Source organism: Dinoroseobacter sp. S76, assembly GCF_049801095.1.
Taxonomy (GTDB): Bacteria; Pseudomonadota; Alphaproteobacteria; order Rhodobacterales; family Rhodobacteraceae; genus Dinoroseobacter.
The window spans coordinates 301,483-314,797 of the sequence record NZ_JBNAGH010000001.1; the positions used below are offsets into that span (position 1 = coordinate 301,483).

The 13,315-nt window shown below is 64.2% G+C and carries 2 protein-coding genes; both read right to left on the reverse strand.

The features are described from left to right. Window positions 1-5: 5 nt before the first annotated feature. The gene (locus ACP153_RS01495; protein WP_424969197.1) at window positions 6-4,895 is read right to left on the reverse strand and encodes a beta-ketoacyl synthase N-terminal-like domain-containing protein; all 4,890 of its coding nucleotides are present in this window, start codon (window positions 4,893-4,895) and stop codon (window positions 6-8) included. Further along, window positions 4,892-12,952: an SDR family NAD(P)-dependent oxidoreductase gene (locus ACP153_RS01500; RefSeq protein ID WP_424969198.1), complete on the reverse strand. Its 8,061-nt coding sequence runs from the start codon at window positions 12,950-12,952 to the stop codon at window positions 4,892-4,894. The genes ACP153_RS01495 and ACP153_RS01500 overlap by 4 nt, the downstream gene beginning before the upstream one ends. Between the last annotated feature and the right edge of the window lie 363 nt (window positions 12,953-13,315).

A 13,315-nucleotide genomic window follows, 5' to 3' on the forward strand; every position in this document is an offset into this window, starting at 1 on the left:
CTGCGCTAATGCGGTGGTCCGTCATGCGGTCTGAGCACGACAGCGGCGATGAGATCGGGGGCAATCTCGGCAAGTCCATTCACCGCGATATTCAAGTTTAGAGACCGGTCGCGAACGACAGCCGGGCGGTCGCCCTGTGCATCGCTCTGGACCTCGAATCGATCAAGGGCTTGGGCCAATCCAACCCCAAAGCTTTTCCCAACTGCTTCCTTTGCGCACCAGAGACGGGTGCTGATGCGCGCTTGCGCAGCGGGATCAGGCTCGGCCGCTATCATCGCACGCTCAGCGGCGGTGAAGGCCGTTTCGAGAAAGGCGGGCGTGCGCGGCGCGACCTGTTCAAGATCGGCGCCGACACCGGCATAGCGCGCAGGATCCGCCGCCACGGCGATCGCTTGTGCGCCCTTATGGGCGATGGAGATCCGCGGCGCGCGGCCCCAGGCCTCCGGGAAGGCAGGGTCGATCACCGGGCCATCATCCTCCCCCGGCACGACCAGAGGCAGATCCGCCGGCGCAATTGCCAGCCCAAGGCAAGCCCGCGCCGCGTCCTTGGCCGCCGCACGCCCGCGCAGCCATTCCCAACGGCGTTTGTCTGTGGCCTGCGCCATGGCTGCAAACTCGGCGCGCTCTGGCGCCGAAAGGATCAGCCCGGCGAGCACTTTGGCCCAGATCCCGCCGGAACCATCGAGCAAATCATCGGAGATGTCATCGCAGGCCATGAGCGCCACGCCTTCCGGCAGCGCTCCCATCCCCGGTAGCGACAGGGGGCGCGACAGAGGGTTCTGGGCCGGAGCCAACCGGGCTTGAAAGAACCGATCCGGGAGCTCGAACCGCTTGTCCCACCAACCTTCGATCCGGCACTGCAGCCGATTGTCGGCGGTCACCACATCGATATAGGCGCGCATCTCGTCACCGCCGACGAGGCCGATCTGAGCGCGGCAGCGCGCGCGTTCACCGGGGGCGAGACGCGGGCGGAAGATATCCAGCCGCTCCACCCGGAAGGGGAAGATATGGAAGGCCTCTGGCAGCATCTCCGCCGACCAGACCCCGACCAATTGACCCACCGCATCGAGCGTGATCGCATCGGTTTCAAACGCGGGATTGGCGATCCCGGCATAGAGATCGTCATGGGGCAGGCCGACCAGCGTGCCTTCGACACCTTCGGCGCCGACCACATCCATGTTCTCAACCGCCCGAAGCCGGGGACCATGGAACATGATCCGCTCATAGACATCCGACTGGCTCCAGACCACGTCACGAGGGGCGCCATAGGACAGCGCTTCGGCAACCGGGGGTTCCGCATAGGCGGGCGCCAGGCGCACATCCGCCTCGATCAGGATCGGACGCAGGGCGGGCCCATCTGCGGTGCGGATGCGGACACGTACAATCGTCTCGGCCCCCTCCTCGCGCAACTCCGCCTGAGCCTCCACAACCAGTGGTGGCGTGTCCAGCGCGAACCAGCGCGAGGCGCGGACCTCAGTCATGCCGACCACGGTCAGGTTCGGGCACAGCGCGGCTGCCGTCTCAGCCAAAGCTTCCATGGAGAAGGTCAGCGGCACGACCGGCAGGCCGGTGAGATGGGGATCCCGCTGTGACAGTTCGCGACCAAAGCTATGATCGGCCAAATAGGGCGCTGTAGCCGGATCGATCTCGATCCGGGCAGTCAGGCTACGCCCATTGGCTGCGGGCGTCACGGCGGAGAGCATGGGAAAGCGCCGAGGCGCCGCCTCCGTCGGGTTGGGCGCGGGGGGCGCTACGGGCACGGGCGCGGCTCCACCAAGATAAGCGGACATGATCTCGGTTTCCGAAGACAGGAAGGTCTCGAGCGTGTTGAAATAGGCATCCACCACGGCAGTGGCCTCGGCAGGCACGTGCTGCGCGACGGTCGCCGCGGGCGGTTGGGAACCACCAGACACAACGGGCGGCTGCGGGGAATTGGCGACGGGCGTTGGCGGTGCCGAAGTCGGTGCGACGGGCGGCTTTGGCGCTGCCGGAGCAGGCGCTGGTTGCGACACCGCCTCGGTATTTTGGCGCGGCGCACGGTCCGGAACCTTGTCCACATCCATAGGCTGCACGCCCATCTTCAAAACCTGAGGCCGGCTGGGACCGGAATAGCCCGACGCGCCATCCTCGGGCGCGGCGAAGGCCGAAAGATCGAGGGCAACCCCTTCGACGGTGAGCTGCGCTGCGAGGTGATGCAGCTGATCCAGCCCCTTGACCGATGGGGTATCCACGGCCACGGCCAGATGATCCTGCCCGCGCAGAATGTCGTTCACAAAGGCCGAGAGATTGTTGCGCGGCCCGCATTCCACGAAGATCCGCGCCCCATCGGCATACATCTTCTGCACGGTTTCGACAAAGCGGACACGTCCGGACCATTGCTCCGCCGTCAGCGCGCGGATGGCCTGCGGATCGTCCGGGAAGACCTCGGTGCTGAGACAAGAATAGACGGGCCGTTCCGGCGCGGCGATCTCCATCCCTTCGAGGAAGGAGAGCAGCCGTTCGCTGAACGGCGCAAAGGCCGGGCTGTGATAGGCCCGCGCGAAGGGCAAGAGCTCTTCAAACCCGCCCAGCGCAGGGGCTAGGCTCAGGGCATAGTCGCGACCTGCATCGGTGAAAGCGGCCACGACTTTCTGGTTCGGGCAGTTGTCCATGGCGAGGTAAACGTCATCGCGCCCGGCCAGCTTGTCTTCCAACGCGGCACCGTCGACGGCCCCGAGCGCAACCAGCGCGCCTTCGGCAATCAGGCCTTCGGCAGACAAGGTCTCATAATGGTCGTTCAGGGCGCGCATCTCCTGCTGGAGTTGGGCCATATCCGACCGGCGGGTCACGCCGCCTGCATAGAGGGCCGAATACTCACCCGTGGAGTGGCCCACGAGCATATCCGCTTTCAGACCGATCTCATCATAAAGCGCCGCCACCGCCTGGTTTGCCGCAAAGATCGCCTCGGGGCCGATATCCATGCGCCAGAGCGCGCCGCCCTCCTCCGCCGTGTCGGGCGGCGGGAAGATCACCTGGCTCGGCAGGAGGTTGCGGCTGTGTTCGGCAAAGGCGCCGTCCACCAGATCGAACCAGTGCCGCATGGCCGGTTTGTGCAGCATCAACTCACGCAGCATGCCGATATGCTGGCTGCCCTCGCCCGGGAACATGAAGGCGACCTTGCCTTCGGCCCCGAGCGGCTTGGCGTTCAGATAGGCGCCTTTGCGGTCCTTGAGCCGGTCCTTGCCCTTGGCGATCCGGGACAGGATCTTGTCAATCTTGGCAGTCGCATCGGCGATATCGCGCGCCACCACGGCCGCGCGCCAGGGCCCGGTGTCGGGCGCGGCGTTCTGGCTGCGGGCAATCTCGGCGAGCGTTTCATCCGCAGCAAGCGCATCGCGGATTTCGGTCAGCCGCGCGCTCAGTCCCGCCGAATCCGGGGCGGAGGCCACCAGCAACTCGCTACTGCGGGTCAGGTTCGGCTGCGGCTGCGGCGCGCCGGTATACTCCTCGAGCACCACATGGGCGTTGATGCCCCCGAAGCCAAACGCGTTCACCCCGGCCCGGCGCGGGGTCGCCGCACCATGGATCCAGGGGCGCGTTTCAGTGTTGAGGTAAAAGGGTGACCCCTCGATCCCGAGATCCGGGTTCGCCTCATCCAGCAGCGTCGGCGGCAAAGTCCGATGATAGAGCGCCAGCGCAGACTTGATCAAACCGGCGGAACCCGAAGCCGGAAGACAATGGCCAATCATCGATTTGACAGAGCCGAGCGCACAGGAGGGCGCCTCACCCTGGCGCGGCCCCATCAGACCGGTCAGAGCCTCGACCTCCGTCGCATCGCCCAGCGCGGTCGCCGTGCCATGGGCCTCGATCAGGCCCACCGTCTCCGGCGCGATCCCGCCATCCTCATAGGCCCGCTCGAGGGCCAGGGTCTCCCCCTCGATCCGCGGCGCGAGGATACCGAGACCCTTGCCGTCGCTCGCCACACCAACCCCGCGGACCAGCGCGTAGATGCGGTCCCCAGCCGCCTCGGCATCGGAGAGCCGTTTGATGCACATCAGGCCAACCCCTTCGGCCAGCAATGTCCCATCGGCATTGGCGGAAAAGGGTTTGATCGCCCCTTTGCGGGACAGGGCCTCAAGCTGGCAAAAGATCTGGTAGATCGGCGCCGGGGTGGAGGCATGCACCCCGCCCACCACGGCCATATCGCAGCGCCCGGCCCGCAGATCGGCAACGCCCCGATCCATCGCGATCAGCGACGACGCGCAGGCCGCATCCACAATGTAATTCGCCCCCTTGAAGTCCATACGGTTCGAGATTCGACCTGTCACGAGGTTGGGGACCAGTGCTGGCGCCATCTCCGCATTAAACGGCGGCAGTGAGGCCTTGAGCTGCGCTTTGACGTCGGCAAGCTCACCCTCGGACGTGTCCGGGTGAAGCTTCTTCAGGATGGACAAAAACCGATCCACCATGATGCCGTGTTGCACGACGCTGGTGAAACCGCGATTGATATAGGTCCCCCGGCCAAGGATCACCGCGACCCGGTCGCCGGGCACGGGACGGGTTTCGAACCCCGCATCCTGAACCGCATCGGCAGCGACTTGCAGAGCCAGAAACTGGTCCGGCTCCCCCCCGTCGATGGAGTTGGGCATCACGCCATGGCGCAGGGGATCGAAAACCGCCAAGTCGCGGAGAAACCCACCGCGCTTGGTGTAGATCCGATCATTTGCCTTGCTCTCCGGATCAAAAAACAGATCGCCACACCAGTCATCCGGCGCGTCAGCGACAGCGTCTACCTTGTCGGTAATGTTGCGCCAGAACGTGGATGTATCGGGCGCCTCGGGGTAAATGGAGGCCATCCCGACAATCGCGATCGGTTCATTCTCCGGCAGGCGCGAAGGCCCACCATGTGATGTCATTCAGCGGCCTCTCTTGTACCACCCGCACCATAAGCCGCGGCGTAGGCCTCTGCATCGTCCTCCCAGGGGCCCCTACCCCAGACGACTTCTGATGCGGCCTCGTCACCACGCGTAATTTCAAACTCCAGCGCGCGCACACCGAGATATGGGTCAATCGGCTCGATCTTCATGGCATCGAACTGCGCCTTGATCTCGGGCGATACCATGCCGCCGCTGTCCCAAGGCCCCCAACTTATGGCGGTCACGCGCCCGGCCCATTGCGCATCGAGCACGCGGGCAAGCTTCGACACGGTCTCATTCGCCGCGCCATAATCCCCTTGGCCGCGATTGCCAAAGCGTCCGGCCACCGAGGTGAAGAACACGAGGAATTTCAGGGTCTCAGGACGCAGGGCACGGCTGAGGGCAAAGGCGCTCTCCGTCTTGGTCCGCGTGACATTGTCGAAGCTTTCGACCGTCTTATCGAGCACAAGCTTGTCCTCGATCACACCGGCGCCATGGATCACGCCATCGATCCGGTCGAAGCGGTCATAGAGCCCTGAGACCAACGCCTCGAGCGCATCCTGATCCCGCACATCACAGGCCACGTATTCCGCCGTGGCACCCGCCTCATCAATGCTGGCTAGCGCATTGCGAATGTCGCGCGCCTTCAAAAGAGTGTTGAACGCCGCCTCGATCGACGCGGGCGTTACGGCACCACCGGCGGCTTTGGTTTCGGCGATCAGAGCGGCTTTGAGGGCGCGCGGATCGTTGATCCCCGCCGTCGCTGCCGCCTCGTCCCCAGTTGGCGGGTTCGTGGATCCGGCCAAGATGAAGTGCGGCTTGTGCAATTCAGCCAAGTGACGCGCGATTTTCGCAGTGATGCCACGCGCGCCGCCTGTCACGAGCACGATCGCTCCGGGTTCAATATCCTGGACAACGCTCGAGTCCGCGCCGATGGGCACAGGCTCGGCAAAAAGACCGTGGCGCGCACCTTCGAGGAAGCCAACCTCAGTCTCCGGGCCCGGACGCCCAGCTTCGGCAATAACCTCGCTCGCGCATGTCTGAACGGTGGTGGCAGACGCGAAATCGACCGCCCGGCAATGGACCGAAGTCCATTCTTTCGCGACCGTCTTGAGCAGCCCCGGCGCGCCCCCTGCAGCAGGATCCACCGGCACCGTGCCATCAAAGCCAAATGCGCCGCCCATCCGCGTTGCGCAGAGAACAAGGCCATCGTCACGAATGCTCAGGCCTTCGCCCAACGCATTGAGCAGCGTGTAGAACGCGCGCGTGGTGGTATCCACAGACGCACGCCACTCGGCGCGCGACATCTCCATGAAACTGCACGCTTGAGCGAGCGGTGCCAGATGCAGAAGCCCGGCCACAGCCCCATCCATCTCGATCACGGCCGACCGCAAGGCCGCATCATCTGAGAAATCTAGCGTGCTCGGCTTTAACAGGCGAACACTACCGCCCTGCGCTTCAATATGCGCGGCAACTGCGTCTGCAATACCGGTCTCATCATCGGTCACGACATAAGTGGCCCCCGCAACAACCCATGGTTTCGGCGGGTCGGCCGGAATGGGCCGGGCCGACATGACAAAGCGCGGGCGCCAGGCATCCGCGTCAACCGAGGGGGATGCCGGACCGTCCATGGGCGCGGCAGCCTCGGTGGGCACGCCTGGCTGGAACTCGGCCACGACTGTCATGAATTGCGCCACAATTCCACGTACGGTCCGCTCGCGGGAGACGGGCCCCATTTTCTCGCGCGCGGCCTCGCCCGCATCGGGAAGCAGGTCACCGCGCAAGGCTCCAAGGATCTCAACACGCTTGATCGAGTCGACCCCGAGATCTGCCTCAAGGTTCAGGTCGAGATCCAGCATTTCGGTCGGATAGCCCGTGCGGTCGGAGATCAGATCCAGCAGAGCCGCTGTAACAATTTCAGTCGACAACTCCGGAGATGCCTCCACGGCGACCGGCGCAGGCGCGGCAGGTTCGGTCGCCGCTGCTGGTGCGAACTCTGATGCAACATCCATAAACTTCGCCACGATCCCGCGCACGGTCCGCTCGCGGGACACAGGCCCCATCTTCTCGCGCGCCGCATCGCCCGCATCCGGAAGAAGATCACCGCGCAGAGCACCGAGAATTTCCACGCGTTTGATCGAGTCGACCCCGAGATCTGCCTCAAGGTTCAGGTCGAGATCCAGCATTTCGGTCGGATAGCCCGTGCGGTCTGCGATCAGATCCAAGAGCGCGGATGTGACCGTCTCGGCCGTCAAACTCGGGCTTGAGGCTGCCGGCACGGGTACCGCCGCGCTAGCGGGGCTGGCGGCGTCAGACGGCGTCGCGAACTCAGCAACCACCTCCATGAACTTCGCCACGATGCCACGCACGGTGCGTTCGCGGGACACAGGCCCCATCTTTTCACGTGCGGACTCACCGGCATCGGGAATGAGATCTGCGCGCAACGCACCAAGGATTTCCACACGCTTGATCGAATCCACCCCAAGATCCGCTTCGAGATTGAGGTCGAGATCCAGCATTTCAATCGGGTAGCCTGTCCGGTCGGATATGAGCGCCAAAAGCGCGTCGCGCGCCTGCTCCTCAGTAATCGCTGCGGAAGCCGCAGGTGCTGGCTCTGTTGCAACCGCGGGCGCGGTAGGCGTGGGTTGTTCGACGATAGGAGGCGTGGGCACCGCAGGCGCGACGGGTTGTGCAGCGACCACCGGCTCCGGCGACGCCATGGGCAGGACGGGAACCGGTGCGGGGGCGGTAGCGGGTTGTGCGGTGGGTCGCGCAACAGGTTGCATGGCTGTGGGGATCACAGCCTGCGTGTCGGCCCCGCCAGCCTGCAGCCAGTTCATCATGATGGCCCGATTGTTCTCGAGAAACTGCGCCATCAGCTCTTGATGACGTCGCATAACCGTCTCACTCATATCGCTTCTCGCTGCAGCAGGCACTTGGGGTGTCGGAACAGAACTCGCCCCTGTTCTAACAGATTCGGGTGACGTCGTTGTGAGGTGAAGCGGCGCAGGCGCGCTCGGTGCCGGGGTGGCGGCAGAGGGAACCGCTGCGGCAGAAGGAGCGGCCTTTTCCTCGATCGGAGCGTTGTCCACTGGCGCCGGGTCCTCTTCAATGCGAGCGGCAAAGCCACGACGGGGCGTTTCCCCATCGATCGGCCGCGCATTGGCTGCATCCAGCTTCCAAAGCATGGCCCGCTGGGGATGGGGCGGCACGGCGAGGTTCCACGTCTTCACATCAAGCGGTCGGGTCTCACGTCCCGCCCAAACCTGCGCCAGGTCGAGCTTGAGACCTGCCGTGGCTGCGCCCGCCAGAAGGCAAAGCAGCTGCTGAACGCCGGAACGCCCTTTCATATCTGCGGTCAAAGCCAGGTGCGGCTTGCCGTCGAGGATGCGGTTGGTTAGCCGCGAGAGAACGGCGCCGGGCCCAATCTCGAAAAACAGCCGGGCGCCAGCATCATGCATGGCCTCGACGCTGCCCGCGAAGTTGACAGGATCCACCAGATGCTCTGTCAATTGCGCACGCACATCCTCAGGCGCGGTTGCGTACGGTGTCGCGGTCGCATTGGCAAAGACAGCCGTCTGCGGTGCCGCGATCTCAGCCTTTTTCAGCGCCGATGCGAGAAGATCCCGCGCAGGTGCCACACAATCCGAGTGGAACCCGCAGGCAACCGGCAGAAGCTTGGCGCTCAAGTCTGCATCCGCCAGCCGTTGCTGTGCGGCGTGCACGGCTTGAGTCGGCCCCGCAATGACGGTCTGATCCGGGGCATTCATATTGGCCAGGGTCACCCCCTCCAGATCGCCCAGAGCCGCGCGAACGGCCTCTGGTCCGGCATTCACCGCTGCCATGGTGCCGAGGTCATCCCCGCCTGCTTTGACAATCGCATCGCCGCGCGCATGGGCAAGCGCCATCAGCGTGTCGGCATCAAAGCTGCTGGCCGCATGAAGGGCCGTGTACTCACCAAAGCTGTGGCCGGCGAGTTGGCTGGCCTCCAACCCAAAGCCTCGAACGAGGTTGAGCACGGCATGCGACACCGCCCCAATCGCGGGCTGCGCGACAAAGGTCTGCTTGAGCGCTTCGATCTGGGCATCGTGCTCCGAAGGATCGAGCGTCGGGCGCGGATAGATATAGTCGGACAGGGGTTGATCCAGCCGATCCGCTAGGCTGCGCGTCGCGCCTTCGAGATCCTCGCGGACCTGCGGGAAGGTCATGGCAAGATCCGCTGCCATCCCGGGATACTGCGAGCCCTGCCCCGGGAACAGGAACGCCACCTCCGCCGTTGTCAGGGGTTCATCTGCCGAGAAGAACGCGCCTTGGGGGTCGATCGACCGCAGGTCCGTTTGATCCCCGCGCAACCCTTCAGCTGCGCGAGAGATCCGGGTGCTGGCATCGTCGAGAGAGCTCGCAACGATTGCAAACCGCGCCTTGGCCCCGGGATCGAACTGCGCGGCAAGGCTTGCTGCCACATCCGCCGGACGGATCTCGCGCGAGGCCTGGGCCATGGCCGCCGCGGCACGCTTCAGATTGTCGGCCAGATCGGTCTGGGACTCCGCTGAGAAGAGGAACAGCTCATGCGACCAATTCTTGCGGAAGGGCGCCTGATGCTTCGGCAGGTACCCCCCGGTATACTCTTCCAGGACCACGTGGAAATTCGTGCCTCCGAAGCCAAAAGCACTGACCCCGGCGCGCCGTGGCGTGGGCGCGGTGTTCAGCCAGGGGCGCGTTTCCGTCATCACGTAGAACGGACTGTTCGGGAAATCCGCCGAGGGGTTGGGTTCGGTGACATTCAGGGTCGGAGGCAGCACCCGGTGGTGCAAGGCCATCGCCATCTTGATCATGCCCGCGCAACCCGCAGCTGCTTTGGTATGACCGATCATCGATTTCACGGAGCCCACGCCGCAGAACTGCGTATCCTCGCGGGACTCCGCAAAAACCTTGGACAGGCTTTGAATCTCAGTCCGGTCCCCCACGACGGTTCCGGTGCCATGGGCCTCGACTGCACCAACGGTCCCGGGCGAGATCCCCGCATGGGCATAGGCGCGGCGCAGCGCCTCCTGCTGACCCTCGGCGCGCGGCGCCGTGAGCGACAAATCCTTGCCATCGGAGGACCCGGCAACACCGCGCATCACCGCATAGATCCGATCGCCGGACGCCTCAGCCTCGTCCAGTCGGCGCAGCACCATCATCGCCAGACCCTCGGAGATCGCAATCCCGTCCGCGCTTGCGTCGAACGTCCGGCACTTGCCGCGCGGGGAAAGCGCCCTTGTCTTTGAAAATGCGACGAAATCAAACGGATTCTGGAAGCTGTCGACACCGCCGACAATCACCATGTCGGAGGTTTCGTTCTCCAACTCGCGCGAGGCCATCATGACCGCCGCGAGGGAGGAACCGCAGGCCGCGTCCACGGTGAAATTCACGCCGCCCAAGTCAAACCGATTTGCAACCCGCCCGGCAATCACGTTGAGCAAGATGCCCGGGAAGCTGTCTTCGGTCCAATTCGGCAGACGGGCATCGGCCACTTCGGTCATGTGCCCATTGATCGCGGGCATGGAGGAGCGCACCGCGTAGCGCTGGCCCAAGGGCCCGGCCCCGCCGCCGACGCCGATAATCACCGAGGTCTTGCGTCGCAGCTCGGGATCCTCGATCACACCGTCCTTGAAGCCAGCGTTTTCCAGCGCCTGACGCACAGTCTCCAGCGCCAGAAGCTGTAGCGGCTCGATGCTTGGCATGGTCTTGGGCGGAATGCCGTACTTCACCGGGTTGAAGTCGATCTCGTCGATAAACCCACCCCATTTGGAGTAGATCTTGTCCGGCGCATCGCGATCCTCGTCGAAATACCGCCGCCAATCCCAACGCCGCTCGGGCACCTCTTCGATGGCGTCAACGGCGTCGAGAATGTTTTCCCAATAGGCGGCAAAATCACGGGCCTTGGGCAGGATCGTCCCGACCCCGGTGATCGCAATGCGCGCGCCGGGACCTTCGGGCATGGGCTCAACGCGCGCCTCGGGCGCAGCGGGCAGCGCCTCAGCGAGCAAGTCGCTCGCGCCGCTGCAAATCCCTGCATGCAGCTCGGCGATACTCATGGGTTCGGAATGCAGGCTTGCCGCCTGCCCGATCATATAAACCCCCAGCTGTTCCTGGGTCGCGGGATCAACTGAAACGAATTTCTCTGCGCCATCGACTTTGCCGAAATCCGGATTCCGGTCGATCCCTTTGGACGCAATGCGCGACCGGCCCACGTTGAACTTCTCCAACGTGTCCTTGATCTCATCGGGATCCACGCTGGCCGCCCGCAGGCGCGCCTTCTCCGAGAAGAACTCATCAACGATGGGGCTTTTGACCACGCGGGTCGCGTGGCCGGGCGCGGACTCAAGGAGCATCGTCTTGGCCGATGTCAGCGCAAGCTCCTGATATTTCTCAAGGACAGCTCCGGTCGCTACGGCTTCATGGGTCAGGATGTAGCCGGTGCCAACCACAACCCCGATTTTTGCCCCACGTGCCGCCAGACCCGCGGCGAGCGCAGAGACCATCGCGCCCGATTGCGCATCATGCACACCGCCCGCAAAAAGCAGCTCGCAATCGATCTCGGCGCCATCTGGATAGTAGTCTTCAATGGCGTCGATCGCCTGTTGCCAGAGAACAGCGCTCGACCGCGGTCCCACATGCCCACCGCATTCACGCCCCTCGAAAATGAAACGCCGCGCGCCGCTCTCCAGGAAAAGCGCGAGCAGTCCCGGCGACGGGACATGGAGGTAGGTCGGGATCCCTTCCGCCTCGAGCGCCAGCGCCTGATCCGGGCGCCCCCCGGCAATGAGTGCGAAGTCAGGCTTGTGGGCAGTGATGACGGCGGTTTGCTCGGCCCGCAGTTCATCATCAACGAACCCCAGAATGCCGACGCCAAGCGGCTTGTCGCCAATCTTCTCCTTGGTTTCCGAAAGCAGCGCGGCGCATTCCGCTTCGCGCATGAGCGCAAAGGCCAGAAACGGCAAGGCGCCTCCTTCGGCCACCGCGACCGCAAACCCGGACACATCGCTGACCCGGGTCATCGGGCCTTGAATGATCGGATACTCAGTGCCGGTTGTTTGCGTCAGCGCGCTGCCCGGCGCGAGGGGCGCGAGATTCTGCGCTTGGGCGACGAGGTCCCGTGCCGAGGCTGCGATCCCGTCGAGGGCCGCCTTCAAGGAACCGAAACGCGTTTGCAGACCGCGGGCAAAAGCCGCGTCTTGACCGACGAGCCAGAGGGCCTCATCGGCAGGTTTCGAGGTGATCGCGTCGCGCACGGCGGCGCGGAAGGCCTGCGGATCGCTATTCGGAATATCAAGCGCGTCCAGAGCCCGCGCAGGCTTATGGTCCGCCCGCCAGAACACACGGTGCCCTGCGCCGAAATCCTGGCCGAGGCAATTGGTCTCGCTGCCATCCATGCGCAGAACGCTGCGGGAGAGCCCCTCGGGCGCCTGGGCTTCATCACAACCGAGCAACGGCCAGTCGAGCATCACGCCAGCTGCTCCGGCAACCTTGAGCGCGGCTGCCGTATTCGGCGCGACGCCCCCCAGCGCGAAGACCGGCAAGTCCGTAAGCTTGGTCAGCCGCTGCACAAGCAGAAACGTGGTGTCGTCCCCAACACGACCGCCCGCCTCATGCCCTTTGGCCACCAAGCCGTCCACCGATAGGGTCGCGAGTTCGGACACAAGCGCGTCATCCAGCACCTCGACCAAGAGGCGCGCTTCCGGGGACAGAGATCGCGCCGCCGCCACGGCGGCAGCCAGATCCACGGGATCCTCCGGCACGAGAACCAGAAGGGACGCCGCCGCAAGCGCGTCACCGTGCCGCGCCGTCAACTGCGCGATATCTGATTGGGAGGCTTTTACCCCCCAGAGCCCTCGCGCTTTCATTGACAACGTCTGCAGCGCCCGCGCCACCTCTGGCGCAGAGGGATCGGCGTATTCCAGATCAAGAAGCCCGCCATGCCCTGCCCGGCTGGCCGAAATCGCGATCGCGGGGCTGATCACATTCGGTACGGACGATGCCAGAACCAGAAAGTCACTCGAATACAGTGGCATAGGTTGCGCTCCCAAAAGCACTTCTTGAAACCGCCGCTCGAAGGCGGCACGCCTAGAGGGGCAGAAGCCCCAAATCTCCAATGTCAACAGCCAAGATGAAAGGCGTTCGCACCTTGCGTATCAACACGCGGCCCTGACCTGTTTCCTAAATCAAACGGACGTTAGAAAACCGTTAGGACCGGCTTAAAACCTCGCTCATTTCAAAGCTGCACCGTAAGAGGCGCTCGAAATATTGCAATGCAGCAAATGTCACAGCAGCAAGCGTTCCCAAACTAGCTTTTCGTGGCATCTCTCGCAAGTTGTGCTGATCGTGTGAGGACCCGGGCCGATCGATCCTGTCGCAGTTAACCTCATGTCTTACTC

Bases quoted from the DNA above. Each gene is read 5' to 3' on its own strand.
- ACP153_RS01500 (WP_424969198.1), bottom strand. From the start codon at position 12,952: ATGCCACTGTATTCGAGTGACTTTCTGGTTCTGGCATCGTCCGTACCG.
- ACP153_RS01495 (WP_424969197.1), bottom strand. From the start codon at position 4,895: ATGACATCACATGGTGGGCCTTCGCGCCTGCCGGAGAATGAACCGATC.